Source organism: Pseudarthrobacter sp. R1, assembly GCF_024494415.1.
In the GTDB taxonomy this organism is placed as follows: domain Bacteria; phylum Actinomycetota; class Actinomycetes; order Actinomycetales; family Micrococcaceae; genus Arthrobacter.
In genome coordinates, this window is sequence record NZ_JAMKFI010000008.1 from 1,098,190 (window position 1) to 1,124,000 (window position 25,811).

Consider the following 25,811-nt stretch of genomic DNA (forward strand, 5'->3'; position numbering starts at 1 on the left):
TCGAGGGCTGGTGCGGGTCCCGTCAGAGCCCCGACTTCAGCGGCACGACGATGTCGCCGACCATGAGCACCAGGCTCATCGACAGCATCGCCAAGCCGATCACGTAGGCGACCGGCAGCTGCCTGGCGACGTTGACGTGACCGGGATCAGGTCGGCTGAACCGCCGTGCCAGGCAGCGCCTGGCCCCTTCAAAAGCGCTGCCCGCGATGTGGCCGCCGTCCAGCGGCAGCAGCGGTATCAGGTTGAACACCCCGATGAAGAGGTTGAACGAGCCGACCACCAGCCCGAGCAGCGCAGCCTTGCCGCCGATGTCGAGGCCGGGTTTGGTAGATGCCGCGACCTCGCCGGCGAGCCTGGATCCACCGATGACCGACATGGGTCCGTCCTGGGCACGCTCGCCCTGACCAAAGATCGCCTGGGCGACGTTGTACACCCGGGCGGGCAGCTGCACGATGGAAGACACTGCGTGCCCGGTCATCTCACCCATGCGCTCCATCGTGTAGACCGGGCCGTGCCTGGTCACCACCTCGCGGGACTCCGGCTCGACACCGAGGAAGCCCACTGTCGCGGTCTGCTTCGGGCCGCCACCATCGAGGTCCCGCGGCATGGCGATCGTGTGCGAGGCCTGGAGCTTCACCTGCGTACCATCGCGCTCCACCTCCATGGCAGCGACGCTGTCGCCGTTGGCGTGGATCAGGTCCGACAGCTGTGACCACGAGGTGACTGGCTGGCTGTTGAAGCTGACGACCACATCGCCGGGACGCAGCCCCGCCGCCCGGGCGGGGGAGACCTGGTCGCTGTCTTGGCACGCAGTGCGCTTGGCGTCCTGGGGGATCACGCAGTCGGAGACGACGGAAACCGCAGGGCGGCCGGTCGGCTCGACCGAGTGCACGCCGTAGATGCCATAAACACAGAGGAAGCAGAGGAACGCCAAGGCGATGTTCACCCCGGGGCCCGCCACCATCACCAGGATCTTCTTCGCCGCGGGCAGCTTATAGAACAGACGGTCAGCGTCGCCGGGTTCGACGAGCTCGAACTCCGCCGCCCGGGTCTGCGAGACCATCTGTGCGAACAGGCCCGTGTTGGACTTGCGCAGCGTGAGGGGCGCATCCGGGGTCGCGGCGCTGGCTGCAACGAGGACGTCGCTGTGAGCTTCCTGGCGTGCCGGCGCGGCTGCTGTATCGGCTGGCACCTGCTCGCCGCGGGAAATCTGCTGCTCGCGGTCCGTCTCGGGCGGGAACATACCGATGATCTTCACGTAGCCGCCGAGCGGGATGAGCTTGATACCGTACTCGGTCTCGCCCTTCTTCAGGGACCAGACCGTCGGACCGAAACCGACCATGTACTGGCTCACCCGGCACCCGAACTTCTTCGCGAAGTAGAGGTGCCCCAGCTCGTGCAGCGCGATCGAGACGAAGATCGCGGCCAGGAAGATCACCACACCGAGCGCGTACAGGGCGACCTCCGGACCCGTCACGGCGTGTACCCCTCATCGGGCCGGCTCTGTGCGATCGTCATCAATGCATCCCCTCGTCGTGCCTCGTCTGTCGATGCTCTATCGCGATAACAGCGAACATCGACTCGTATACGTCAATTCTCGCATGTCGAATGTCATTCAGACAGGACGCGGCATTGATGCCGAGAGATGCGAAGAGCCCTTCCTGATCCTCTTTCGATGATCAGGAAGGGCTCTTCGCCCACGCGGACCCGGGTCAGTCCGAGTCACCGCGCGTCAGCTCAAGAGCAGCCGCCTCACGCTCCCTGTAGACCTCGTAGAGCGTCCGGCCCGCCGCATCGACCTGCAGGAACGCCAGCAGCGCCTGGTCGACGTCGATCATCCCGGCGGCCACAAGCGCGAGCTGCGCCTCGAGCCAGGTCTTCATCACGCGCCACGCAACACGCTCAGCCTGGGCCCGGCTGGTCCGCTCGGCGCGCGATCCCGCCTTCAGCCGGCCGGCGGCGTCCTCCTTCCGCAGCAGCGCCTCCATGCGGTCGACGCTGGCTGGAAGAGAGAAGCCGCGCTGACCATGCGGCGTCGCGAGCAGGAAGTCCAAGGAACTGGGCACGCCGGAGGCGTCGTAGTCGACGCTGATCCGGCGGGCCCCGTGCTGCGCGAGCAGCGCCTGCATCTCGGCGACGGTCTGCGCCGCCGAGATCTTCGTGGAGTAGTTGACCGGCGCGGCCACGGCTCAGCTCTCCTGGTCGTCGTCCACCGGCACCAGCTCGCCAATGCCGCGGACCGTCCAGTCGCCGCTCGCCACATTGACGAGCGTGCAGTTCGACCCGGCGGTCGCCTCCGAGTCATACTCCTCGAAGACGTAGACCCGTGGCGGCGTGTGCACGCCTTCGTAGACGTCCTCATCGAGCATCACGCGGCCGCCGAGCTCGACGCCCTTGTGCACGACGACGTCGGGCGACTGTTCCGCCTCGTCGTCCCAGTCGACGGCGTGGGTCCCGGCGGCCGGGGCCGGAGCCCCGGCCAGCGAGCCGAGAAGCTCGGTCCGGCGCACATCGAGCTCAGTCAGCCGACCGAGGAGCTGACCCTGCTCGTCCTGCAAGGCCAGCAGCTCGGTCACGGCCACGGAGGGGCCAGGCGCGACTATCACGCCGCGGCCTTGCTGCGCTTGCCCTCGGGCTTCTGGATCTCGACGGCCTTCGCCGCCAGGTACAGGCCCTCACGGTTCAGGTGGCGCGAGTACGCGGCGTCGAGGTAGAGCACCGGGATGCCGCCGGCGGCCTTCTGCAGGACAGGGCGCAGGATCTCCTTGATCGGGCCCGAACCGCCGCCGTAGACGTACACCACCTCGGTGGTGCCGCCGACCTCGGCGAGGACGTCCTCGAAGCGTGCGCCGATCTCCTCGGCCAGGTATTCGGCCTCCTCGTCGACGTAACCCTTGGCGCGGTCAAACCTGCCCTGGAGGAATACGCTGGGCTCCTGCTGCAGGAAGTCGGCCAGCGCCTTGCGGTTCTTGAACCGCAGGTCCTTGTCTCCGCTGGTGCTCATGCGGTCCAGCGCGTTCGTCAGCGCGGTGCCGTAGCCCTGGTCCAGCGTGCTGGCCGCTTCGGAGTTGAACGCGCCGTCGGTGAAGACGGGGAAGTTCACGGTGCCCTCGCCGACGTCGACGCCGACGGTGTTGCGCACACCGACCAGCACCTCGGCGGTGACACCCTGCAGGCGCGCGGCCTCCTCGGGGTCCGAGGCCCGAAGATCGTCCAGCAGAGCCTGCGCCAGCGGCGCGCCCTTGTCGGTGATCGCGAACTGCGCGGACGCGCCCTCGGGCAGGACCTGCACATCCTCAAACTGCAGGCGCACGGTGACCGGCGTGGAGAAGTTCTTCACGGTCACCAGGTGCACCGTGGGGTCAGCCGCGCCCAGGAGTCCCACGAACTGGGCAGCGTAGGCGCTGCGGCGCTGCACGTACTCGGCAATCGGCAGAGCGAGGCCCGTGCGCACTGAGGCACGCAGCTCGCGGTCCGGCAGCGCGCCGTGCTCGCGGACATAGTCGCGCAGGGCCTTGGCGGCGAAGACGCCCAGGACAAGCACCGAGCTCAGTTCCTGGTCAGCCTTCGAGCGGGATCCGACGACCTCGAACTGCGTGAACTTCGACCCCGGGGTGCTCAGTGCCGCGCGGCCGAAGGTGCGCAGGTCCGAGTGCCCGATCAGGGGAGTGGTGAACGAGGCGGCGACGCGGTTGTAGAAGTCGTCCTCCACCACGATCTTGAAGGCATCCGAGTCAGCCTCGGGCACCTTGGGCGTGGAGCGCGAGGTGCTCACCACGGCCGAAGGAAGGTCGATCGTGTCGAAGACCTCCTTGCCGTGGACCTCGCCGCGGATGACGCCCTTGACGTATCCGTTGCCGACGTCGATGCCGCCGGTGAGCTGGATGGTCTTCTCGGCGGTGCGGGTGTTGCTCATGGTTGTGTCCCTCTCGGTCAGGAAGTCGGTGTCTCAGGAAGTGCGGTGCGGATCAGCGGGTGAGGAAGGCGTCCAGCCCCGAAGGGACAGAAGGCTCCTCGACGGGAACAGGGTGGGGCTCGCGGACGGGAGGCGTGGGCGGCGGCTGAACAGCCTGGGCTGCCTCGACGCGCTGCACGGGCTCTGAAGGAACAGCAACAGGCACGGCAGCCTCGTCACGGCTTTCGCGACTCTCGTGCTGGCTTTCACTCCCGTCACGGCCGTCATCGCCACGTTCCTCTCCTTCATGGGCCTCGCTGCGCCCAGGGTCCTGCTCGCCCTGCGGCGGGCGGCCGCGCCGGGGAAGCTGCTCGACGGGACGGTTGACCACGTCGATGTAGCCGTCGCGCTGGATGGACTCGCGGATCAACAGCTGGAGCGACCTCGAGATGTCGTACTGCTCGTCGAGCCACCGGTTCGTCGACTCGTCGGCCCGCGGGACGCTCCAGCGCAGACGGCGCGGCTCGGCCTTATCGGTCATTGCGAGCACCCCCTTGCGCCCTCGTGCTGATGGACACTGTCCTCGGTCATCGCGGCCCCCTCTCATGCGCGGTCCCCGAGGCGCTACTGCCAGTCGGGGACCTTTCGACTCATTTATCAGTCATCATTCTACTGGTCTTTCAATGGTCTCTGCAAGGACCACGCCAAGACCAGCAAAAGGCCACCAGCAGATCAGGCCTGCATCACCGTGAGCGACCCCTGGCCGCGGCGGGGCCCGTGGGAGCCGCCGGCAGGACCCGCAGAAGACCACGGGTCAGCCGAGGAACCAGAAGACACAGGACTCATCAAGGGCTCACCCGGGACCGGCACGCGGTCCGCTGCGGACCAGCAGAAGACCTCGATCAGGCCACGGCACATTGGAGGGCGCTCGGTGGTCCCACACAAAGCACAGAAGCGCCCTCGAAGAGACCAGCAACAGTCCACCGTCGCGAGCCGGACCAGAGCAGACCTGTAAGAGACCATCATGGGACCAGCAGGACGCCCGAAGCGGCCCCGAGGAGTGCCCTCCGGAACTCAATGGGGTCTGAATGGCCTTTCTGGACTCTCTCGGGTCTTGTATGGGTCTGGTCTGTGTCCCTGTCTGGCCATGCCGGTGCAATGATCTGTCCACTCGGGGACCAGAAGGGGTCCAGCGATGCGGCATGGACCGGTACCTGGCGACAGTCCTGGAGCGAGCGGAAGAGCTGTCGGAACATGGTGGAGCAGCTGTGGTTGCGCCTGTGGCGTCACCGACCCGCCCGGGGGCCGCAGGGAGAGCGGAGGGAAAAGGCGAACCGGGTAGTAGGGCCCCGCATGGAGCGAAAGGGCAAATACTCCGCTTCCTGGAGAGGCTCACGGGCGGTGGGGGTCCAGAAGGTGAGAACCCGTGAGCCTCTCCAGGAAGCTGCACCTGGTGGGAGACCCGGACGGCTCGGTGACGCTGTGGAAGCGGGGGCTCCCGTTGGATCCAGGGAGGCTTCATGCTTCCCGGGAAAGCTCCTCTTCTGATGCGTCCACGAGGGACAGGCCGGGCGGTGGCCGTCGAGGACTCGCTGTCGCTCGTCCGGGGGTGCAGCTGCCACCAGGAGGTGCAGGCGGTCGGCCCGGAACGGACCCCGGCCAGGAAGCGGTGGGGGCCCGCCTCGGACGCGGAGCGACAGGTGCTGGCGCGACCGCGAAACAGAGCCGGAGTGAGCGCCGGCACACCGGTGCGACGAGCGCACCGACAGATCACTGCAGTGCTGTGACAGCAGAGTTTTCCACAGCCTGACGCGACAGGTCGCGAGGAGTGGTGGACCGCTGCGCGCCGGGTCTGATGCGCCTGCGGCAGCAGGATGCACCAGGGGGTGCGGACCGGGCTGCGCCCGACGTCGCTAACGCTACGTGTGAGGACCTGTACGGGTACCCGCTCGTGCCTCGCGGTGGTGCGGAAGATGCATCCGTACGGCGTTGCAGCGGACGGCAAAAGGGCTGTACACCCAAAAGCCCGTAAATCCAGCGGAAACGACGTGACCCGTACACCCGCTGCGCGGATGGAGAGGGGGTGTACGGGTCAAGGGTGTACGGGTCGTTTCCCCTGATATTCCAGGCTTCCGCTAACGCTCCAGCCGTGGAATGGCGAAATGGCGGCAAGAGAGGAAAAGGGCATAAGGGAACCTGGCAACAGCGGTCCTGCGGACCCTCCGCTTCGCTCCGGTCTCTCGCTGCGCTTCGAGACGCTGTTGGTCGGCATAGCCGACAGGTTCCACCGCTCGCTTCGCTCGCCGGTCCGTCAGTCGCTGCGCTCCCTCCGGCTATGCCCAGCGCTGCGCTTGAGTGGAGGACGCCCCCGCCTGCCCCGCCGCATTTGTCCACAGGTGGACGACGCGGCAAAGGGTGCAGCCAGGCGGTGGATCACCTGGCGCTGCGCACCAGGTTTGTCCGAGGAGGACGGCCCGTCGGCCGGCCCGCTGCGCGGCCCAGTCGGAGCAGTTCCCGACACGGTTCACCAGTGGGCCGTCAGGCCAGCGGAGCTGGCACGGGAGCTGGACCGTACATCGAGTCTCCGCGGACCCCTGGCGGGACCTGCACTCGATGCCCGACACCTGCATCCCGAGAAACAGAAGAGGCATCGTCATGACACACGCCCGGAAGGCATCCAGGTCCGCACGCCGGCCACAGCCGCAGCTCTCGCCCTACGACACCGGAGCCAGGTGCGAGGCCAAGCCGTGGATCCCCTACGGAGAGCGAGTCACTGCGGCGACTCCGGCGGAGAGCTTTGGCAAGGTCGACTTCGACGATGAAGAGAGCGGCACGGTCTGCGTCGCCTACCTCGAGCGCGACATGGACGGTGGATACACCCTTCACGTCGCACCGCTCAGCGAGGACCGGAAGGTCCGGCTGGCAATCCATTACGAACGCGGCGTTGCCAGGGTCAACGGTGCCCAGGCGTCGGCAGCTGCCGCGTAGTGACCTGCCGACTGAGAAGGAACACCGGGAATCATTCCGGAAAACATTGCGGCGAAAGAGAACGCGAATGATGCAGCGACAGACGAGTATCACAATCCGGACTGCCACCGCGGCGGCCTCGGCGGGATCTATGCCGATGACCAAGATGACCAGCCGGGAGGCATCACGATGACCAGTGGATTCAGCCATGCCCTGCTCGTGACCGGTTCCCGAACCTGGGACGCCGCGGAGGCCATGAAGGCGGCTTTGAACGAGGCCTGGAGAGCCTGGGGACCGTCTGCGGTCGCCCGACCCGTGCTCCTGTCAGGGCACTGTCCCAAGGGTGCTGACGCCATGGCCGAGCGGCTGTGGCGGGCTGCCGGCTTCGAAGTAATTGAGTTCCCGGCCGACTGGAGCGCTGAGCCCAAGGCGGCGGGCTTCACCCGGAACCAACGGATGGTCGATGCCCTCGTCGCCATGCGCGCCGGGGGAACGCAGGTCCGTGTCGCCGCCTTCCTGGACCTTTGCAGCAAGTGCGACCAACGCACCGGCCAGCAGCAGCTGATGCCCGGAACGCCAGGGCACTTCTCACATGGCACCGTGCACGCCCGCTCCCGCGCCCTGGCTGCAAGCATCGAGGTCGAAGACATCATCCACCCGCGCCTGCCTCCGTTCTGACGGGTGCCCGGCCCGACATGACAACAGCCCTGCAGCTGGTGCTGCAGGGCTGTTGATCCTTGATGCGATTAGGTGGCCGGAGGTCTCTCCGGTATGGCCCGAAAGACTGCGGAAAAGGTGGACTAGAGAGTCCGCTCGATGCCGTGTGCCTCATCGTGGGCCTTCATGACAGCTTTCGGAATGCGACCAAACTCGGGCACTTCATGACCGTTCTCGCGCGCCCACTTACGGATCTCCTCACGTTCCTCGGGCGTCGTCTCGGGCACGAGTCGCTTCTTCTCGCCCTTCTTAGTGGCCTTTCGACCCTTACTGATGTATTCCTTGAGATTCTTCTCAAGCTCTTTGCGCTCTTCGTCGGTCAGGTCTATCTCGAACCAGGTGTCGCCCAGTCCGAAGGTGACTGTGGCAGCATCCGGCTTGCCACTGATGTCCGACTCCACAATATTTCGAATAGCCATGTCTTGAATGGTAGACGATCCGAACCACCTTAGAGAAGTCTTTGGGCGCGCCAGAACGACAGATCTTTCGAATGCCTTCATCATAGGCCGAAAACACTGCAATACCAGCATAATCCACCTGCCACACTGCTAAAATCACACTGCCAGTGCGTGCCTTTCCCCACCCCTGTAAACCGACCATTCGACACGATCGAGAGGCCCCCCACCATGACCATTCTCCAGACCGTCGACGACCATCCGCTGACGGACGACGGCGTCGACCTGTTCGCCCTGATGTGCCAGCGCCGCGGCTGGACCGACGAGTACCTCCGCGAGATCGAATCAGCTGAACACGACGAGCTCCTGGGCCTGGCCGAGATGGTCGAGGCCCTGGAAGACGCCCGGGCCGCCGGCCACAAGGTCACCATCGCCCCTGACTTCGACATGGACGGGATCTCCTCCGGTGTGCTCGGCTACGCCGGACTGTCAGAGCTCGGCTTCGACGTCGAGCTGCACGTGCCCGACTACCGCCGCGGCCACGACCTCACGCCCGAGGACATTGCAGAGATCGCCGCGACGTGGCCGGACACCAAGGTCCTGCTGACCTGCGACGGGGGAGTGAACTCCCACCGCGGGATCGCCGCCGCCCGGGCTCTGGGATGGAAGACCCTGGTCACCGACCACCACGAGGAGCTCGAACCCGGTTCGAGCGCCGACGTCACCGTCGACCCCTGTCGGATGGACGAGACCTACGCCAACACCGGCATCTGCGGCGCGCACGTGCTCTACCAGGTGTTGGAGGCCTATGCCCGCGTCCACCGGCCGGAGAAGCTCTGGGAGATCCGCCTGCTGCGCCTGTTCGCCGGCCTGGGCACCGTCTCCGACGTCATGCCCGTGCTGTACGAGAACCGGCAGCTGGTGCGCGACTCGCTGTCCATCGCACGGCTGCTGTACGCGCCCGCGCCGCGCACGGTCCCGACCCCCTGGGGCTTCGACCCGGACCCCGAGGCGATCGACGTCGGGCAGTCGACGCTGATGCAGCTGCTGCGCGTCGACCCGCACCACCCGGCCTTCGTCCGGGCCTTCGAGGGCTTCGCGGTCTTGCTGAAGGCTTTCGGCCAGGCAGGCAAGGTCCGCGACATCGACAGCATCGACGAGGGCTTCTACGGGTTCTACCTCGCGCCGGCGATGAACTCCCCGCGCCGCACGGGCGACCCGCTCGCACCGTGCTTCGGCGTGTTCACCGCGCCTGACCAGGACTTGATGCTCGAGGCGGCACACCAGGTCATCGCGACCAACGAGAGCCGCAAGGAGCTTGTCGAGGTCCACGCCCGGGAGCTCGAGGAGGGTGATCAGCCGCTGGCCCCCTGGGTCTACTTCTCCGAGGCTTACCCGGGCATGTACGGTCTGCTCGCCAACCGGCTGATGGAGCGCCACGGCCACCCGGTCGTCGTGCTCAACCGTCCCGCCGGGCCGGATGACTACGTCGGAGGCTCCGGCCGGGCACCGTCGTGGTTCGGCATCATCGACACGCTCGAGCACCAGGACGGCATGCGCGCCATCGGCCACCAGCAGGCCTGCGGCGTCAAGGTCGACCGGGCGGAACTGCTCGACGGTCTGGTCGAAGCATTGCGGGAGGCCACGCAGGTTGCCCTGCTGGCTGTCGTCCAGGATGAGCGCCGGGCCGACCTGGTCCTGGGCCCGGACCGGGACTGCGATGCTGGCCTGGACGACCTGGAGCCTCTGGTCGGCTTCGTCCGGCGTGTGGAAGCGCTGCGGCCCTTCGGCCACGGCTTCGTCGAGCCGGTGGTCGAAATCGCTGTCGAGCCCCTCGGGCTGCGGGTGGACCGGATCGGTTCCGATACTGACTGCGGCCATGAGCGCACCGACGCCAACCTGATGACCAACGCCCGCGGCTACCGCGTGTGCCGCCTGTGCAAGAAGCACCTGCGGCTGGTCACCAGGTCGGGGCTGTCCTGCCTGTGGTGGAACGTCGCCGAGGAGAAGGAGCCGGAGATTTCGGCTCTGACGCGGTCGGCCAGCCGCACCGAGGTCGGAACGCTGCGTTTCATCGCGAAGCTGCAGCTGAACACCTTCCGCGGCGAGACCCGCGTCCAGGCCGTCATCGAAGAGCAGATCCCCGCGTCTGTCTGACCACGGAAAGGAGGCGGGGATGCCCGCTCCACCGATCAAGTCCCGGCTCGTCTCCATCGCGTGGTGTGTCCTCGTGCCCCTCGGCGTGCTCGCCGCCTACCTGGGACTTGGCCTTGCCGTAGTTTCCGTGGTCGGCGAGCCCGTCCTGGGCACGGCGGTGCTCGGAGGCCTGGTGGCGCTGCTCGTCGGCGCTGCCAGGCTCTTCCGGCCCCGGTGGTTCGCCAACGCGCCAACGGTCCGACCGATGTCCGGAACACCGCGCTTTACCCGAACGGTGCTTGGGTGCCTGGCTCTGGCGTTCTTCGCCGGCCAGTCCCTGGCCCTGTGGCTCTATACCCTGGGCGGCTCGGCGGGATTCGATGAATCGACCCGAGCCAGGACAGACGCCGGTCCCGTCGTGGCCCTCCTGCTCGCACTGGTGGCAGCGCCGGTGGCCGAGGAGATGCTTTTCCGCGGCCTGCTCTACCCGCTGCTGCGGCGCAGGGTCGGCATCGTCGCGGCCGTGCTCGTCGCCGCCGCGGGCTTCAGCCTGCTGCACGCCAACGTCGTCCAGTTTGCTGCCACGCTGCCCCTGGCGGTGCTGCTGGCGCTGGTCTACGAACGCACCCGCGTCCTGTGGCCGTGCGTGCTGCTCCACCTGGCCTTCAACCTCGCGGCCGTCCTTGTCCCCGCCCAGCTGCTGGGCGCACTGGCGAACCCCGTCTCAGCGCTGCTGATGACCGCGGCGTTCCTCGCGTGCGCCCTGGCGGTGTATCGCATGGCGGCACCCGCGCCCGGGCCTGCACAGGACGACAGGGAAGCCGGCGGGGAAGAAGGCAGGGAAAACGAGCCACAGGCCGCATAGCGGCCGGGCTCAATGTGCAGGACTGACGCTGGTGCCCTCCGGGCGACCTTTCGGCCGTGGGCCGACGGTCGCTCCGGAGGGCCTGCTCTCGGGTGACCGGGGTGATCCGGTCACCGGGGGATTGGCTGAAGGATTTTCATCAGCCAGACCTGAGAGGAGGAGGATCCACCATGGCAGTCGTCAACAAGTGCGTGTACGACGCACAGGGCCGGCTCGTGCGCCCCAGCGACAGCGACGTGCGCCGCGCGCGGTTCGCCCGCGACTTCGACACCGGTGAGAGGCCGACCTTCGATCGAGGGTCCATGCACTTCTTCGCCATGAGCACCAGCGGCCTCACGGCCGAGCAGGCGCACGAACGCGCCCACGAGATGCTCGCCCGCTTCTTCGAACGCGCCGAGTCCGTCGCCGGCTTCCGCAAGCTCGAGATGCGCCGGAGGCAGGGTGTGATGCCCTGCAACCGCAACGTCTCCATCACCTACGAGATCCTGTACGCCGTCGAGGACGGCCACCGGGTCCGTGCCCACATACCCGAGTCCCCCTATGCGGGATGCCGGCGAGGCCGCAGCGCGGTCGCCTTCTAGGCAGCCGGCGCACCCAGCGCCTCGCACCAGCGTGAACGCGCAGAAAGGCCGGAGAGCTCCCTTCCCACGGGGATGCTTCTCCGGCCTTTCTGTTTTCACGTTCCTGTGACAACAACACCTGGTGACGGTTCCTGACCCTAACACCGATGCCCACTCTATCAGTGTCGATTCATCATGTGCAATGCAATCGACGCGGCATTCCAGCATCCATTCACAGATCTGTCTCGAATCACTCGAAAGCCCGGACTGCCAGGACGTCAGGCCCATCGCGATCGCTCCCGTCAGGGCCATCAGGACCTGATGCCCGGCGGCGCGGGAGGACGCAGCTCCGAGGTGTACCACGTGTCGTGGTACATCTCCCGATCCCAGTGCTGGCCTGCTCAAACGGCCTGTCGGGCGACCCTGGCCAGGGAAGGTGTACCACGTGCCCGAGCGGACGTGGTACGCCGTTTTTCCTTGGTAGATCAGCGTTTCCGGCCGATGTACCACGAGTACCACCAGATTCCGGGCGTTTACATATGTGCGCGAAGGACGCCTTCCGACCGGTCGTCCGGCCAGTAAGAGCTCTTATCCCCCATGCGCATATATCTACTCTTTATTTAGTGGTACAAGTGGTACAGGGGGTATATAAAGCCCGTCTGACCAGGGCAAACGCCTGTACCACGTGCAAATCTCCACGTGGTACACCCGGTTTGGAGAAGTCCTGAAATCCCCGTCTGACCAGGGGAAATAGGTGTACCACCTCAAGTGGTACATCTTCCAGTACCCATAGGGGGTATACCGGCTTTCTGCGGCAGCCGGATACCAGCCTTGGAGGTTCCCGGCCGGCCGGTCGGAAGAACTCCCCGAACCCCGACCAAATGGTCGGGCGGCTCACGCCGCCCGCGGGGGAGTGCTCGAGCACGAGAAGCCAGCGGCTCCGTGGGGCATACGCCCCCGGAGTCGCTGTTTCTCATTCCAGACCGCACGCTCTCGTCGTGTCGCTGTGGCCTCCGGGTCTCGCGCGCGACCCCTCCGAGCCCCGACCGGGTGCAACCCGGGACCTCTATCGGACCACGAGTCGACTATCAGTCGACTCGTTGCGAAAGACCATTCGGATGACTTAGAGTCGTGAGCACGTTCCTATTCGATTACGAGACCAATCGGCTTCCCACTCACTGCCGGCAGGTGCTCGACGCGATCGAGAAAGACAGCAGCATGACGACTCCTGACGACCCAACGCCCGTCTTCGACGAGGACTTCGACACCCCCTCGACCAATCCTGTCGCCGACGCCTTCACCGAGGTCATGACATATTTCGCCGACGGTGGCGACATCGCCCCGCAAAACGAAATCGTCACGCGCGCGACCGAGGTCTACCTCCAGCTGATCGACCCGTCGGACCCGCCGGCACCGCGCCTGCTCGAGAAGCAGCTGCTCGCCATCGTCAACGGCGTCTCCAAGGCCGAGAACAGCAAGACCAAGGTGGCTGCCGAAAAGCTGCCCCTGGCGCGGCACCTGACCTACTGGCAAGTGGCGCAAATCCTCCTGAGCCTGCACCACGTGATCCGCATCGCCCCCAGCGCCAAGGACACTGACCGCGAGTACGACCTGCTGGCGATGTACCAGGCCACCGGCCCGGGCCGCGGCACGTACACCACCAGCGAGGACGACATCCGCACCACGGCACGCCGTTACAACACGCAGCTGACACTCAAGGAATTCGCCGAGGTCCTGGCAGTACTCCGCGAGGACAGCCCGCGCCGGCACCAGTGCAGCCACAGAGACCTCATCGCCGTGAACAACGGCGTGTTCCACTACGGCCGCGAGGCCCGGGACATCCATGAGGGCGGCAAGGCCTTCCACTTCGAACCCAAGTCGCTCGTACCCTTCGACCCGGCACTGGTGTTCCTGGCCAAGTGCCACATCGACTACGTCGAAGACCCGGACAACCCGGTGATCGTCCACCCTGTCGACGGCTCGGTCTGGGACATCGAGTCCTGGATCCGCGAGCTCTCCGACGAGGAGGGTATCCCCGAGCTGCTCTGGGAGGTCATCGGCGCGATCATCCGGCCGCACGTCAGCTGGGGCAAGACTGCCTGGTTCTATTCAGAACAGGGCAACAACGGCAAGGGCACGCTGTGCTCGCTCATGCGCAACCTGTGCGGGCCACGCTCGCACACCTCGATCCCGCTGAGCGACTTCGGCAAGGACTTCGCGCTCGAACCGCTCGTGCGCGCCAACGCGATCATCGTCGACGAGAACGACGTGGGCACCTTCATCGACAAAGCGGCCAACCTGAAGGCGATCGTCACCAACGACGTCATCCAGATCAACCGGAAGTACCGGATGCCGATCGCCTACCAGTTCTTCGGCTTCATGGTCCAGTGCCTCAACGAGTTCCCGCGCGTGAAGGACAAGTCCGAAAGCTTCTACCGCCGGCAGCTGTTCGTACCGTTCAACAAGAGCTTCACCGGCATGGAGCGCAAGTACATCAAGGACGACTACCTCCAGCGCCGCGAGGTCCTGGAGTACGCCCTCTGGTACGTGCTCAACCGCGCCGGCGCAGCCGACCCGGGCAACTATTACCAGCTCTCCGAGCCGGTGGCGACCAAGGACGTCCTGGCCGAGTACAAGGAGGCCAACGACCCCGTGCGCGCCTTCTGGGAAGAGTTCCGCGAGCGGCTGGTGTGGGAGCTGGTGCCTTTCACCTTCACCTATGACCTCTACAAGGCCTGGTTCGCAGACGTCTCGCCCTCGGGGTCGCCGGTGAGCAACAAGCAGTTCATCACGGACCTGGTGGCGATCGTGCGGCCTGACCCGCTGTGGCACTGCCCGGACAAGAACAAGAAGATCCGCCCCGGCCAGATGATGGCCACCCCGGAGACGACCATCGCCGAGTACGAGCTGAAGAAGTGGATGAACCCGCACTACAGCGGCTCGGACCCGAAAAAGAAGTCGCAGCCGGTCCTTCAGGCCAACTACCGCGGCCTGCTCCGGCACACCGGTCCCGCCGCCCAGGTGGACGCCGACGACGAGGACACCACAGGAGAGGACTGATCCGACCATGCCCACAATCGCCAGGGCCATCACCGAGCTCGCCCGGGCGGTGACCGACCTCGCCAAGCAACAAGGCAGGGCGAGCACCGCGCTGGCCGATGTCGCCCGCGAACAGCGGATCACCAACCTGATCGTCCGCTCGCAGATCAGTGCCGACCCGGAGGAGAAGCGGCGGCTCGTGGCTGAGGCCTCCAGCCGGATGGACGCCCCGCGCCGCCGCTCTCCACACAACCCGATCGACTGAAGACAAGAACGGAAAACACGACATGACGCAGCCGCACCCGAACGAACCGGACTGGAAAGACGGATGTGCAGGAGAGGGAGTCTCACCCGGAAAGGAATGCGCCGACTGCACCGGCCAGCGTGAGCACTTCGGCTACTCCCTGGTGGGAGGTCGATGGGCCCGCGGTGCCCGGCCGGTCCCCGCGCCCGTCACAAGGAAGAAGCGCCGCCTAAGGCCATACGCGGCAGCGCCCGGCACCCCGACCAGATAACTGCATACCCCGGCCGTGACGGCCGGTGACGACCGAAAGGCCAGACCCATGACCACCCAGCGCACCCCCGTCACAGCTGAGACCGCGCTCTTCACGTTCTACGACATCGAATCGCTGTCGAACGTCTTCACGCTGTGCGCCTACACCCCGCGGCCGGGCCGCGCCGTCCACGACCTGGAGATCTTCTTCCTGGCCGACGACCCGGCGCTGGTCGCCTCCGTCGACCCCCAGGCCCTCTACGACACCGTGATCCGCTCCAACCCGGGGCTGCCCGCGGTCAGCGTCCAGCTTTGGAACCTCGGCGGCGAACGGGGCAGCATCCGGCTCGCCGAACTGATGGGCCTCTCGAACGCCGACCAGGTGTGCAACCACTCCGACCCAGGCGGGTACCCCGCGGCGCTGCGTCCGGTCTGCGACACAGACCCCGAGTACGACCCGGCACTGCATCCGTTCCTTGCTGGCTACAACTCAATGAACTATGACACGACCATGGTCGCGCTCTACCTCAACGAGGCGTTTCCGGCCCCGGGCAGCGGTCGGCCGTTTCAGCCGACCACGGCCCGTACTCTGCGCGACCACAACGACCAGCTCTTCTCGTCCCAGCACATCGAGTACATGCCTGGCTACCTCGGCTGGGACGGGGCGGCTGCGAAGATCCGCCGCGCCATGCTTCACTCGGGCCGGCACCTGGACGTGGCCCGGCTGAACGAACTGCAGTCCAAGGTCAGCCTCAAGCGCCTGCTCGGGATGCTCGGTCGCCAGATCAAGGAATCCGAGAAGCTCAGCCATGACACGAGCATGGAGGCGGTTGAGGATCTCTATGAGCTGCTGGCCTACAACGTCTCGGACTGCCTTGGTCTGGCCCAGCTGTTCCGGCACCCGGCGTACGCGAGCAACTTCGATCTCAAGGCCGCTCTGCTTGCCCAGTTCACCGAAACGGTGTTCACCAAGAACGGTGCGGTGCGCAAGGACCGGCTGGCAGTCGACTCCTCATCGGCAAAGTTCGTGGGCCGCATCCTCGCACCCTACGCCTCACTGGATGACATCGAGGCGGTGTCCTTCGTATATCCGCACCCCGAGGTCGCTAAAGAACGCGGGATCGAGCCGGTCAACGTGCTCGACGAGTGCGTGCGCTTCTTCGAGGAGAACGTCGCGCCCGACCCGGCCACCCACTCCGAAGTGACTGCAGCCCAGCGCGAGGCCCACCGGCAGTTCCTGCAAGTCGTGGCGTACTACCGCTCGATCGAGGGGCAGAACTTCAACGACTCCGAGGAGTACCGCGACAAGTTCAGCCTTCCGGCCCGGTCTCTGCGCGATGTGCCCAAGACCCCGAACAACGTGCCGTATTTCCGGGCGGACGCCTCGCCGTCGTCCTGCTTCGCCACGTTCTCCACCGGCGGCATCCATGGGGCCGAAGCCGACCTGTCGGTGTTCAACGCCGAGAAGGTCGAGCACAACGATCAGACCATGATGCTCATCCGGGCAGCGCAGGCCTTCCCGGACGCAAAGGACTTCGTGGCCGAGGCCAAGCGTCAGCACGCCATGCTCCGCCTGCCCGACGGCACCTTCGTCGACAAGCGGCTGGTCCTGCTGGGTTCGGACCCGGAGAAGGTCAAGTACCGCAAGCCGAAGAAGGACGACCCTGACCAGGCCGGGCAGCTCGCCCGCGCCCAGGCCCAGGTGCCTGACCCGGCGGACCTGTTGACCACCCAGCGGCCCGAGGCGAAGGCGCTGAATGTCGTCCTGCCCGACGGCGGTGTCCTGGAAGGCAAGGTGGTACTCGCCAACAGCACGGCCACCAATGCCGCCTACCGCGATGAGCCGGCCAAGAAGAAGCCGGAGCTGTTCATCGCCAAGGAAGACGGCTCCGACAAGCTGCACCCGAAGTTCGCACGCACCTCGGCTGGCCTGGTGATCCACGAGGACTTCACCAGCTACTACCCGAACCTGCTGCGCAACATGCGGGCGTTCTGGAACCCCGAGCTGGGTGAGGACCGCTACGCGAAGATCTTCTTCGACAAGGAGCGCTACGGCCAGGAGATCAAGGGGCTGAAGAAGCAGCTGGCGCAGCTTCCGGGCGACAGCCCTGAAGCTGCGCGGCTGAAGGCTCAGATCGCCGGGCTCGGCGTGCTGCGCAACGGCACGAAGCTGATCCTCAACTCGGCCTCGGGCGCAGGCGACGCAAGTCACCGGACGCCGATCCGGATGAACAACCGCATCATCTCGATGCGCATCCTTGGCCAGCTGTTCAGCTGGCGGATCGGACAGGCCCAGACCCTGGCCGGGGCGCGGATCATCTCCACCAACACCGACGGCCTCTACTCGGTCGTCGGCGGCGAGAACGGATTCGACGAAGCGACCAACAACCGGGTGCTCGCCGAGCAGCAGGAGGCCATCGGCGTCGACATCGAACCTGAGCTGATGTTCCTCATCAGCAAGGACTCGAACAACCGCCTGGAGCTGGAGGCCCCGGAGCCGGGGCGGTCCGTGGCAGACAGTCCGATCATCGCCGCCGGTGGCGGCACGCTGGCCTGCCACGCGGGCCCGACTCCGACGAAGTCGCTGGCCCACCCGGCCGTGATCGACTTCGCCCTGGCCCGCTACCTGCAGACGGTGGCGAGCAGGGGAGAGTCGGCGATCGCGGAGCCCTTCGACCTGATGCTGGGCCGGAAGGTGATCGAGGAGGCGGTCCTGGAGGACGACCCGATCCGGTCGCTCCTGTTGTTCCAGAACGTCATCGCGGCCTCCCGCGGCTCGATCACCTACCCCTTCTCGGCTGCACCCATCGACCCCGCCGTGGGTGTGAAGTACAGCGAGCAGGGTCACGTGACCAACGTCCGCGACCCGCAGGTGCTGCAGATGGTCAACCGGGTGTTCATCGTCCGCGAGGGCACTGAGAACGCCCGGAGCCTGCTCAACGCCGGTGCCTGGAAGGTCACCGCGGCCAGCCAGGCCAAGCGCCGCGAGGAGGACATCGGCCGGACCAAGCGCGACCCGGTCGCGCTGGAGGTGCTGCGCCATCACGGCTGGGCCCGCTCCCGCGCCGAGGCCAGCATGTCGGACGGGCTCGCCGTGCTCCCGGACGACCAGGACGTCGTGGTGCGGCGCATTAACGCCATCGACCCAACCTGGTCGATGGTCGTCGTCAACGACGACCTGCACCAGCTGCCGGCCGACCGGATCGAGCGGCTCATCGCCTCGCTGGACCTGGACACCTACGTCCGGATGTTCGAGGAGACGTTCACCAAGAACTGGATGAACGAGGCCGCCTGAACCGATCGACCACAGCCCGCACAAGGGGGCCGCGCACGCCGCGGCCCCCTTGTTCAACTCTGCGCACCATTGCGAATGGTCCCCACAGATCATTCACTTCGAGTCATAATTGAGTACGAAAGGCAATTCGGACTCGACACGACACGACCACGAGAGGCCATCATGTCCCAGTCAACACTCCCTGTCCGCTCCACTGACCCGGAGACCTCCTACGCCGCCGCCGTGAAGGCCGGGCTCGGCGCATCCCGCGTCCGTCCCATCGTGCTCGACATCGTCCGCGAGAAGGGCCCGCTCACCCACGACGAGCTCATCGCCGCTTACCACGACCGCGTCGTCACCAGCCTCGGCGAGGTGCCGCGCTCCTCGGACTCCCGCATCCGCACCCGGCTCAAGGAGCTCGCCCACCAGGGCCTGGTGACCGTCGCCGACATCGACGGCTTCTCCAACTACGGCACTGCGGCCAAGCGCTGGGTCGTGGTCGACCCTGACGACCCGAGCTTCGTCTACGACCCGGACGCCATCGCTGCCTACATCGACGACGAGGACATCGTCGGCTTCGGGCACTTCCTTGACGGCGACGCCTCCGACGCTGCCGGGACCGACGAGGACTGAGGCCCCATGCCGAGGAAGAAGAACCAGCGGGAGAAGGCCGTCGAGCAGTACCTGCTCACGCAGTGCCGCCGGCACGGTCTGTTCTGCCTGAAGTTCGTGTCCCCGGCCCGCGGGGGCGTCCCCGACCGAATCGTCCTCACGCCCACCGGCACGGTCTTCGTCGAGGTCAAGCGACCCGGCGGAGACCTCGAGAAGCGCCAGCGCGTCATGCACGCCAAGATGCGCCGTTTCGGTGCCGAGATCCACGTCGTGGATGACGAGCAGGCCGTCGACGCCTTCATCACCCACGTGCTTGGTTACCGCCGGATCGAGAGCCAGCAGAAAGCAGCATCATGACCGCAACAGCCACCGCCGCGGGCCCGGAGACAGCCGCCCGCGACTACGAAACGAAAGACTCGGGATCACGCAGGGTCACCGCCTCCGGCATGCAGCGCGAGGTGAAGACAGGCCAGCCCCGCTTCGACCTGCTCGTACCGCTTCAGGTGCCCTACCAGGACCAGCTGCTCACCAGGACGGCCGCGCTCGTGGAGCGTGGAGCGCGCAAGTACGACTCGCGCGACTGGGAGCAGGCCAGCACTGCCGCAGAGATGGAGGAGTTCCGCGCCAGCGCCTTCCGCCACTTCATGCAGTGGATGTGCGGCGAAGACGATGAGGACCACGCGGCTGCCGTGGTGTTCAACCTCCTGGCCGCGGAAAGCACCCGGACGATGATCGCCCGCGGTGACGCCGGAACCCCGGAGGCCGCCCGATGAGCGGCCGCGTCACCAAGGGCAACGGCCAGGCCACCTCGGCCTTCCGCCAGCTCACCCGGGCCGACCTGGGCACCTTCGATCGCGAGGCCACGGAGCTCGTGCTCGAAGCGATGCGGGCCGGCTGCGTTGGGCGTGTCTCGTCCCGGGGCCACGCCATCCTGCGCAACAATGCCGGCGGATCCGTCTCAGTGCCGCGCAACATGACCTCACCCAACCGCACGGCGCAGAACGCCCGTGCCGACATGAAACGGCTGCTCGGCGGGCACCGGGCCGATCATGCAGTATCCGCCGCAGACCGCAGGCCACGCGGGAAACTGCAGATGACCGTCGCGGTGGCCTTCGTGGAGCACCCAGCCGCCTTCTCCCGCTGGTTCGACGCCCAGCCCGAGGGCCTGCCTGCGGACCAGCTCATCGAGGTCTCGTTCGACGGGGCCGGGGAGCCGGCCTTCCAGGCCGTGCCCGTCGACGCGCCCGCGCAGCCCGATGCACCGGAACAAGACCAGCCGGAGCCCGCGACGGCCCGGCCCACCCGCCGCCGGGGACACCTGATGATCGCGCCCGAGCCCGGGCAGGAAGCAGAGGACGACATGACCGCCGAGGCCAAGGAAGATTTGCCGTTTGCGACGCCCATACCCGATTCGGCCGTCGGGGATGCCTCTGCCGAAGCGGTGCTTGAGCGCGTACGCACCGCGCTGGGTGAGGACACGCGTGTCACCGCCCTGCAGCGCAGGATCGTCGGGCTGGAGGCAGAGCTCGCCGCCCAGACACGCCGGGCCGATGACGCCGAGGTCCGCCTGGGCCTTATCCGCGAGGCATTCCATGCCTGATCCCGACTACCGACAACCCACGAGAGGAGGCCGCACACCATGACCACGACCATCGCACCACCGCAGCCGTCACCCGCGCCCATCGTGCTCAAGCCCTACCAGCAACAGATCCACGACTTCCTCGTCAGCCGCCCCTTCGCCGGAGCCTGGCTTGGTGTCGGAGCCGGGAAGACGCTTTCGACCCTCAGCGTCCTGCAGACAGTCCGGCCGATGGGCCACATCCTCGTCGTCGCACCGATCGCGATCGCTCGCTCGACCTGGCTAGACGAGATCGACAAATGGGGATTCCCGATCCGAACCAAGTCGCTCATCGTCAACGAGAACGACCGGAAGCTGCCCAAGGAGAAGCGACTGGAACGCTTCCGGGAAGTCTTCTCCGACCCGCCGACGATGTACTTCGTCAACCAGGAGTTGCTGACCCAGCCCTCCCAGGGTGCGCGTCTGCTCCAGCTGACCGGCGACCCCACCGGCGATGCCATCGCCGCCGGGATCTCACCGGAGGCCGTGCGGCTGCGCGGGCTCATCGAGACGATCGGACCAATGGCCCAGGAGCAGCTGATCGGACACTTCCTGCAGCTGGCTGCCGGGCAGTCCGGAAACAAAGCCCCCACCAAGACCGCGGTCAAGGAGGCGATCAGCGAGCTCGTCACCCGCGGCGCGCTGGAGCGTGAGAGCCACGACTGTCGCAGCTGCGGCGGCGACGGCTGCGCGCAGTGCCGCTACGGCCTGGTCGACCAGATGCCGATCCAGTCCATCAACGGACAGGACACCCTCATCTGGCCGTTTCAGACGGTGATCATCGACGAGTCGCAGGGCTTCAAGTCCCACAGCAGCGCCCGGTTCAAGGCCTTGAAGGCGGTCCGCCCGGCCATCACGCGGCTCATCGAGCTGACCGGCACGCCGAGCCCGAACGGGCTGCACGACCTGTGGAGCCAGATCTACCTGCTCGACCAGGGCGAGGCCCTGGGCCGGACCATCACGGAGTTCCGCAACCGGTGGTTCATCCCGAAGATGGTGCCTGGCACCACCACCCCGGCGAAGTGGATCCCGACCCCGAACGCCGAGGCCGAGATCCATGAGGCCATCAGGCACCTGGTGATGAGCGCGCAGAACACCAACCTCAACCTGCCGGGCCTGACGATCCAGGACGCCAACGTCACCCTCCCGCCGGACCTCATGCAGGCCTACAAGGAGTTCAGGCGCGACCTCGTGCTCGACGTCGTGAAGACCTACCAGGACGAGGACGGCAAGCTCACCCAGAGCGTTGAGTCGATCGTCGCCGAGAACCAGGCGGTCCTCACCAGCAAACTGATGCAGTTCGCCTCGGGGACGCTCTACACGGCCGACCCGGAGGACCCGGCGACCAAGGGCCAGTACGAGGTTATCCACGACAAGAAGCTCGAAATGGCCGAGTACCTGGTGCGCAACAGCGGGGGAGACCCCGTGCTGGTCGCGTACCACTTCCGCTCTGACCTGGAGCAGCTGATGGCGCGCTTCAAGAAGGCGGGCATCGACGCGCAGGTCTTTGACGGCTCGCGGGAGATGGTCCGCCGGTGGAACGCCAAGCAGATCCAGGTGATGCTGCTGCACCCCGCGGCCGCCGGCCATGGCCTGAACCTGCAGGACGGCGGCTCGACGATGATCTGGTACACGCTGCCGTTCTCGCTCGAGCACTACCTGCAGACCAACGGCCGTCTCTACCGCACGGGGCAGACCAAGCCCGTGGTGATCCACCGGATTATCACCAAGGGCACTCAGGACGAGCGGATGCCCGGAGTCCTGGCAGAGAAGCAGCAGGTCCAGGACGACCTCATCTCGGCTGTGTCCGGCGAGGAGGCGATCCTCGTCGCCCTCGAGGAGGAGATCCAGGACGACCTCAACGACCTGTGGGTCTCCGAACGGGTCTGACCAACCCATTCCGACGCCGCGGAGCGCCAGCCACACGCCGGCGCTCCGCGGCGCACCACCCCGACCCCAGTGCCACCCGGCCCGAGGAGGACTGATCCATGAATGACCCGAAGCACCAGGCCTGGCCCGACGGAGCGCGCGTGCGCTTCACCGCCGAGGCCAGGGAAGCCATGCAGGTGCGGCCCGGAGCGAAGCCGCTGCGCGCACCGGCCCTCGGGCCGAACACGGACTACACGATCGACAACACCGACGACGGCCTGCACGACGTCGTGCTGCGCGAGACCGGGGAACGCTACGGCGTGCTCTGGCTCCAGAGCGCAGAGCACGAACCCGTCGACCCCGACGTCGCGCTGCTCGAGGAGCTCTTCGACCGCGAACTGCCGGCCAGCTTCGACCCCGCCCGGGGGACAAGGAGCGTCACTCGCCATCACGGAGCAGGGATGGCCACAGCCGGAGCCCGGCCCGCCACGACCGTAGTCCCGCGCGGCAACTGGATGCAGACCTACACGGGTCGCCGGTTCTACCCGCTGGACCCGCGGCCCGAGGACGTGGACATCGCCGACATCGCACACGCGCTGTCCATGCAGTGCCGCTACAACGGCCACGTCCGCCGGTTCATGTCCGTCGCCGAGCACTGCGTACTCCTCTCGCGACTCGTCGCCCCGGAGCATGCGCTCTGGGCGTTGCTGCACGACGCGACAGAGGCATACGTGGGCGACATGGTCCGCCCGCTGAAGCTTCACATGCCGGAGTACCGGGCCGTCGAGGACGGTGTCATGGTCGCCATCGCCCAGAAGTTCAGCATCGACCCCGCCATGCCCGCCGAGGTGAAGCACGCCGACTCGCGGATCCTGCTCGACGAGCGCGCGGCGTTGCTGGGCGAGCCGGCGGGGGACTGGGAGGTTCCAGGTCAGCCCTTCGGGATCGAGATCCAGGCCTGGAGGCCGGATGCTGCCGAGCTCGAGTACCGCCTGCGCTTCGCCGAGCTGACTGGAGACCCGGCCGGTCTGCCCGTCGGGCTGTGCGGAGACCGGGAGGACCACCTGCCCCACACCCACCGCAGCGCCTCGCTTGGCGGGCTCTGGTGCTCCGCTGACCAGGACTCCCGCCTCCCCTGGGCCGCCGAACGTCGGCAGACCCAACCCGGAAACGCAGGAGAACAGCCCCATGGCTGAGACCAGGATGACCGGGACGGAACGCATCGCAGCTGGTTCATGACCGACCGGTGACCAGCACCCTGCGGGTGCTGGTCACCGGAGGGCACAGCGTCGGGGTCGGCAGGGCCGACCCGGGTGCCGGGGCAGTGATGTCGGGGGTCGGGTCCCGGCCCGGTCCCCCTCATTGCCACGACACCACAACGAGAAGGAGCGAGTCCCATGGCTGAGCAGCCCATCTACCGGCTCCCGCCTGCGGGCTGGTCGGACTTCGGCGCACACATAGACCAGCCGGAGGTCCAGGAGGTCCGCCTCGAGTTCTCGGCCGAGACCGGCGAGGACGGGATGCCGCTCTGGGAGCGGCCCATCGACATCCGTCACGACGACCAGGAGGTCTCGCCATGAAGGCGTACAGCACGCAGACCGAACGCACCTACGATTCCTGGGAGGACCTGGTGGCCGAGGAGGCCAACGGCTACGGCGTCGTGGTGATGATGCAGGCCGAGAGCCTGAAGTCCGCCAGCCCCCAGACCTACTCGCGCCTGATTGGGCCGTTCGACGACCAAAAGAAGGCCCGGAACAAGGCCGCGGCCGTTCGCCGCGCCTGGAAACGCGCCAAGGACCGCGACCCCCGTATCCAGCTGCTGGGCGTCTCGGTCGAGCCCATCTGGCCCGACCTGCGCTTCGGCACCAGGGACTGAGCCCTAATTCCACAACCAGCGCCACGGGCGCGCTGTCGGGGCCGACGCTCCGCAGACCATCAACGAAACGACCGACAAGGACATCCGCCATGACCATGACGACCACCACCCGCCCCGCACCTCCACGCCTGCAGGACCCGCTCGACGCCGTGATGCGCAGCTGCCTGCGCGATGACGCAGTCTGGGCCGAGGTCACCACCACGCCGGCCGGCCTCAACCAGACCGAGCACTGGCTGAAGACCACCGCCTCAAGCATCGACCAGCAGCTCTCATTCCGCCAGGACGACGCCGAGATCTGGCGGCTGTCCCCGCTGGATCACAGCACACAGCTGATCGAGTTCCTCGAGTGGCGCAAGGGCGCGCTCTACCTCAAGAGCCTCTGCGAGAAGCGCCTCATCGACATCAAGCGCCTGCGGACCGCCGACGAGGAGCGCGCCGAGGAGATGAAGGTCCTGCTGGTCCGCCTGGCGCAAGCCGTCGTCGCCCACGAGGGCGAGCTGATCGGAGACGAGGACCTGTACGGAGCCCTCGACCGGATCTCGCTTCCCGGCGCGGACGCGCCGACCCTGCGGGAGTACCTCCAGTTCCGCGACGGCTCGAAGGACTGACCCAGACCACACGACCGCAGCCTCGCCGCGGCCGGGTCCCTGTGGGACGGCGGCGCGACGGGGCTCCTCGATCCCGGGCCAAGCGGCCCGGCGGAAAGAACCGCATGACGCCCCAGACCACCATGACCACCGCAGAAGAGCTCGTCCCTGAGATCGAGCAGACCCTGCTCGATTCGCGGGCGGACCGTGCCCTGCACGAACGCCGTGGGGTGCACGAGCACTCCGAGCAGACGGAGCTGAGCGACCACGAGCGCACCGTGATGCTCGACGTCACCCTGGCGCTGCTCATCAGGCATCGGCTGCCCATCGACGCCGACCGCGCCGCGAAGGCGGTGGCCGACGCGCAGACCGCCGATGCCCGCACGTGGGCGGCTGGCTGCGCCCGCCACATCGCCCGCATGGCGAAGGAGAAGAACCCATGAGCCGAAAGCGCAGGCAGCACTACTCCACCGAGGGCTTCCGGCCATCGGCGAATCCCGAACAGGCGCACTGGATGCGGGAACTCCGCAAGTCCAGTGCGACGCAGCGGCACACCCCCAAGCCCCGCAAGGGCACCCGCCGCGAGCGGGAGCGACAGGCGATCCGCGACCAGCAGCGACACCGAGGAGACCACCCATGACCGACAACAACCGAGGGCCCGCAACCGGAATCGCGCTCGACGCAGAGTCACTGCGCACCGAGCTGCGGGAGGCCCCGGAGGCCCACGGCCTCGATCCGGAGCAGGCGGCGGAGATCGCAGCGCTCCCAGACGGACAGATCAACAGCTGGATACACGAGCTCGCCGCGCGCGACGACGCCTTCTGGGCGCTTTACGACGGGCTCCGCCGGCGCACCATCGCCCATCTCGCCGAGATGCACAGCACAGCCAAGGACGTGGAGCCGTGAAC

Annotated in this window: 26 protein-coding genes; 20 read left to right on the forward strand and 6 right to left on the reverse strand. The window is 66.9% G+C overall.

The features are described from left to right. Positions 1-22: 22 nt before the first annotated feature. The 5 genes from M8J71_RS16030 to M8J71_RS16050 form a co-directional block, all read right to left on the reverse strand. Positions 23-1,477 (reverse strand): M50 family metallopeptidase, encoded by a 1,455-nt coding sequence (locus tag M8J71_RS16030; protein ID WP_202979321.1) that lies wholly within the window; start codon positions 1,475-1,477, stop codon positions 23-25. 235 nt (positions 1,478-1,712) lie between these two features. After that, the gene (locus tag M8J71_RS16035; RefSeq protein WP_256248771.1) at positions 1,713-2,186 is read right to left on the reverse strand and encodes a hypothetical protein; all 474 of its coding nucleotides are present in this window, start codon (positions 2,184-2,186) and stop codon (positions 1,713-1,715) included. Between the two features lie 3 nt (positions 2,187-2,189). Beyond that, entirely contained in the window at positions 2,190-2,576 is a 387-nt protein-coding gene (locus M8J71_RS16040; RefSeq protein WP_256248772.1) for a hypothetical protein, read from the reverse strand. A 26-nt stretch (positions 2,577-2,602) separates the two neighbouring features. Beyond that, positions 2,603-3,916, reverse strand: a complete 1,314-nt coding sequence (locus M8J71_RS16045) for a hypothetical protein (RefSeq protein WP_256248773.1) — start codon at positions 3,914-3,916, stop codon at positions 2,603-2,605. A gap of 52 nt (positions 3,917-3,968) precedes the next feature. Further along, complete coding sequence (locus M8J71_RS16050; protein ID WP_256248774.1) at positions 3,969-4,436, reverse strand: hypothetical protein; 468 nt, start codon at positions 4,434-4,436, stop codon at positions 3,969-3,971. A 2,114-nt stretch (positions 4,437-6,550) separates the two neighbouring features. Here M8J71_RS16050 and M8J71_RS16055 point away from each other — a divergent pair. Then, positions 6,551-6,883 (forward strand): hypothetical protein, encoded by a 333-nt coding sequence (locus tag M8J71_RS16055; protein WP_256248775.1) that lies wholly within the window; start codon positions 6,551-6,553, stop codon positions 6,881-6,883. Positions 6,884-7,051: 168 nt separating this feature from the next. Beyond that, positions 7,052-7,540 (forward strand): SLOG family protein, encoded by a 489-nt coding sequence (locus tag M8J71_RS16060; RefSeq protein WP_256248776.1) that lies wholly within the window; start codon positions 7,052-7,054, stop codon positions 7,538-7,540. A 122-nt stretch (positions 7,541-7,662) separates the two neighbouring features. Here M8J71_RS16060 and M8J71_RS16065 read toward each other — a convergent pair whose 3' ends face one another. Beyond that, entirely contained in the window at positions 7,663-7,998 is a 336-nt protein-coding gene (locus M8J71_RS16065; protein WP_056387574.1) for a histone-like nucleoid-structuring protein Lsr2, read from the reverse strand. Between the two features lie 207 nt (positions 7,999-8,205). Between M8J71_RS16065 and M8J71_RS16070 the strand changes: the two genes are divergently transcribed. The 18 genes from M8J71_RS16070 (at position 8,206) to M8J71_RS16155 (ending at position 25,809) form a co-directional block, all read left to right on the forward strand. Next, the gene (locus tag M8J71_RS16070) at positions 8,206-10,131 is read left to right on the forward strand and encodes a DHH family phosphoesterase (RefSeq protein WP_256248777.1); all 1,926 of its coding nucleotides are present in this window, start codon (positions 8,206-8,208) and stop codon (positions 10,129-10,131) included. 19 nt (positions 10,132-10,150) lie between these two features. After that, positions 10,151-10,975, forward strand: a complete 825-nt coding sequence (locus M8J71_RS16075) for a CPBP family intramembrane glutamic endopeptidase (protein WP_256248778.1) — start codon at positions 10,151-10,153, stop codon at positions 10,973-10,975. Between the two features lie 170 nt (positions 10,976-11,145). Further along, complete coding sequence (locus M8J71_RS16080; protein ID WP_256248779.1) at positions 11,146-11,556, forward strand: hypothetical protein; 411 nt, start codon at positions 11,146-11,148, stop codon at positions 11,554-11,556. A gap of 1,197 nt (positions 11,557-12,753) precedes the next feature. Beyond that, the gene (locus tag M8J71_RS16085; protein WP_256248780.1) at positions 12,754-14,595 is read left to right on the forward strand and encodes a DNA primase family protein; all 1,842 of its coding nucleotides are present in this window, start codon (positions 12,754-12,756) and stop codon (positions 14,593-14,595) included. A gap of 7 nt (positions 14,596-14,602) precedes the next feature. Next, a complete protein-coding gene (locus M8J71_RS16090; RefSeq protein WP_056387559.1) occupies positions 14,603-14,839 on the forward strand; it encodes a hypothetical protein in 237 nt (78 codons plus the stop codon). Positions 14,840-15,137: 298 nt separating this feature from the next. Then, positions 15,138-18,362 (forward strand): hypothetical protein, encoded by a 3,225-nt coding sequence (locus M8J71_RS16095; RefSeq protein WP_256248781.1) that lies wholly within the window; start codon positions 15,138-15,140, stop codon positions 18,360-18,362. A gap of 162 nt (positions 18,363-18,524) precedes the next feature. Further along, complete coding sequence (locus M8J71_RS16100; RefSeq protein ID WP_256248782.1) at positions 18,525-18,974, forward strand: hypothetical protein; 450 nt, start codon at positions 18,525-18,527, stop codon at positions 18,972-18,974. 6 nt (positions 18,975-18,980) lie between these two features. Further along, complete coding sequence (locus M8J71_RS16105; protein ID WP_071416422.1) at positions 18,981-19,310, forward strand: VRR-NUC domain-containing protein; 330 nt, start codon at positions 18,981-18,983, stop codon at positions 19,308-19,310. Further along, positions 19,307-19,726 (forward strand): dATP/dGTP diphosphohydrolase domain-containing protein, encoded by a 420-nt coding sequence (locus M8J71_RS16110; RefSeq protein WP_256248783.1) that lies wholly within the window; start codon positions 19,307-19,309, stop codon positions 19,724-19,726. The genes M8J71_RS16105 and M8J71_RS16110 overlap by 4 nt, the downstream gene beginning before the upstream one ends. Beyond that, positions 19,723-20,553, forward strand: coding sequence for a hypothetical protein (locus tag M8J71_RS16115; RefSeq protein WP_256248784.1), 831 nt, complete (start codon positions 19,723-19,725; stop codon positions 20,551-20,553). The genes M8J71_RS16110 and M8J71_RS16115 overlap by 4 nt, the downstream gene beginning before the upstream one ends. 39 nt (positions 20,554-20,592) lie before the next feature. Further along, entirely contained in the window at positions 20,593-22,461 is a 1,869-nt protein-coding gene (locus tag M8J71_RS16120) for a DEAD/DEAH box helicase (RefSeq protein ID WP_071416425.1), read from the forward strand. Between the two features lie 98 nt (positions 22,462-22,559). Beyond that, on the forward strand, positions 22,560-23,636 hold the full coding sequence (locus M8J71_RS16125; protein ID WP_256248785.1) for a hypothetical protein: 1,077 nt from the start codon (positions 22,560-22,562) through the stop codon (positions 23,634-23,636). Between the two features lie 201 nt (positions 23,637-23,837). Further along, positions 23,838-24,020, forward strand: a complete 183-nt coding sequence (locus M8J71_RS16130) for a hypothetical protein (protein ID WP_256248786.1) — start codon at positions 23,838-23,840, stop codon at positions 24,018-24,020. Continuing rightward, on the forward strand, positions 24,017-24,316 hold the full coding sequence (locus M8J71_RS16135; RefSeq protein ID WP_166185640.1) for a hypothetical protein: 300 nt from the start codon (positions 24,017-24,019) through the stop codon (positions 24,314-24,316). Before M8J71_RS16130 ends, M8J71_RS16135 begins: the two co-directional genes overlap by 4 nt. Positions 24,317-24,405: 89 nt before the next feature. Next, positions 24,406-24,924, forward strand: coding sequence for a hypothetical protein (locus tag M8J71_RS16140; protein WP_256248787.1), 519 nt, complete (start codon positions 24,406-24,408; stop codon positions 24,922-24,924). 104 nt (positions 24,925-25,028) lie between these two features. Then, complete coding sequence (locus tag M8J71_RS16145; protein WP_256248788.1) at positions 25,029-25,346, forward strand: hypothetical protein; 318 nt, start codon at positions 25,029-25,031, stop codon at positions 25,344-25,346. Further along, positions 25,343-25,543, forward strand: a complete 201-nt coding sequence (locus tag M8J71_RS16150; RefSeq protein ID WP_056387535.1) for a hypothetical protein — start codon at positions 25,343-25,345, stop codon at positions 25,541-25,543. Before M8J71_RS16145 ends, M8J71_RS16150 begins: the two co-directional genes overlap by 4 nt. Beyond that, positions 25,540-25,809 carry a hypothetical protein gene (locus M8J71_RS16155; RefSeq protein WP_256248789.1) on the forward strand — a complete coding sequence of 90 codons (270 nt, stop codon included), beginning with the start codon at positions 25,540-25,542 and terminating at the stop codon, positions 25,807-25,809. The genes M8J71_RS16150 and M8J71_RS16155 overlap by 4 nt, the downstream gene beginning before the upstream one ends. The last annotated feature ends 2 nt before the right edge of the window (positions 25,810-25,811 follow it).

Bases quoted from the DNA above. Each gene is read 5' to 3' on its own strand.
- M8J71_RS16125 (WP_256248785.1), top strand. From the start codon at position 22,560: ATGAATGACCCGAAGCACCAGGCCTGGCCCGACGGAGCGCGCGTGCGC.
- M8J71_RS16085 (WP_256248780.1), top strand. From the start codon at position 12,754: ATGACGACTCCTGACGACCCAACGCCCGTCTTCGACGAGGACTTCGAC.
- M8J71_RS16050 (WP_256248774.1), bottom strand. From the start codon at position 4,436: ATGACCGATAAGGCCGAGCCGCGCCGTCTGCGCTGGAGCGTCCCGCGG.
- M8J71_RS16075 (WP_256248778.1), top strand. From the start codon at position 10,151: ATGCCCGCTCCACCGATCAAGTCCCGGCTCGTCTCCATCGCGTGGTGT.
- M8J71_RS16135 (WP_166185640.1), top strand. From the start codon at position 24,017: ATGAAGGCGTACAGCACGCAGACCGAACGCACCTACGATTCCTGGGAG.
- M8J71_RS16095 (WP_256248781.1), top strand. From the start codon at position 15,138: ATGACCACCCAGCGCACCCCCGTCACAGCTGAGACCGCGCTCTTCACG.
- M8J71_RS16140 (WP_256248787.1), top strand. From the start codon at position 24,406: ATGACCATGACGACCACCACCCGCCCCGCACCTCCACGCCTGCAGGAC.
- M8J71_RS16070 (WP_256248777.1), top strand. From the start codon at position 8,206: ATGACCATTCTCCAGACCGTCGACGACCATCCGCTGACGGACGACGGC.
- M8J71_RS16115 (WP_256248784.1), top strand. From the start codon at position 19,723: ATGAGCGGCCGCGTCACCAAGGGCAACGGCCAGGCCACCTCGGCCTTC.
- M8J71_RS16150 (WP_056387535.1), top strand. From the start codon at position 25,343: ATGAGCCGAAAGCGCAGGCAGCACTACTCCACCGAGGGCTTCCGGCCA.
- M8J71_RS16055 (WP_256248775.1), top strand. From the start codon at position 6,551: ATGACACACGCCCGGAAGGCATCCAGGTCCGCACGCCGGCCACAGCCG.
- M8J71_RS16155 (WP_256248789.1), top strand. From the start codon at position 25,540: ATGACCGACAACAACCGAGGGCCCGCAACCGGAATCGCGCTCGACGCA.
- M8J71_RS16145 (WP_256248788.1), top strand. From the start codon at position 25,029: ATGACGCCCCAGACCACCATGACCACCGCAGAAGAGCTCGTCCCTGAG.
- M8J71_RS16045 (WP_256248773.1), bottom strand. From the start codon at position 3,916: ATGAGCAACACCCGCACCGCCGAGAAGACCATCCAGCTCACCGGCGGC.
- M8J71_RS16060 (WP_256248776.1), top strand. From the start codon at position 7,052: ATGACCAGTGGATTCAGCCATGCCCTGCTCGTGACCGGTTCCCGAACC.
- M8J71_RS16120 (WP_071416425.1), top strand. From the start codon at position 20,593: ATGACCACGACCATCGCACCACCGCAGCCGTCACCCGCGCCCATCGTG.
- M8J71_RS16065 (WP_056387574.1), bottom strand. From the start codon at position 7,998: ATGGCTATTCGAAATATTGTGGAGTCGGACATCAGTGGCAAGCCGGAT.
- M8J71_RS16090 (WP_056387559.1), top strand. From the start codon at position 14,603: ATGCCCACAATCGCCAGGGCCATCACCGAGCTCGCCCGGGCGGTGACC.
- M8J71_RS16080 (WP_256248779.1), top strand. From the start codon at position 11,146: ATGGCAGTCGTCAACAAGTGCGTGTACGACGCACAGGGCCGGCTCGTG.
- M8J71_RS16105 (WP_071416422.1), top strand. From the start codon at position 18,981: ATGCCGAGGAAGAAGAACCAGCGGGAGAAGGCCGTCGAGCAGTACCTG.
- M8J71_RS16100 (WP_256248782.1), top strand. From the start codon at position 18,525: ATGTCCCAGTCAACACTCCCTGTCCGCTCCACTGACCCGGAGACCTCC.
- M8J71_RS16130 (WP_256248786.1), top strand. From the start codon at position 23,838: ATGGCTGAGCAGCCCATCTACCGGCTCCCGCCTGCGGGCTGGTCGGAC.
- M8J71_RS16110 (WP_256248783.1), top strand. From the start codon at position 19,307: ATGACCGCAACAGCCACCGCCGCGGGCCCGGAGACAGCCGCCCGCGAC.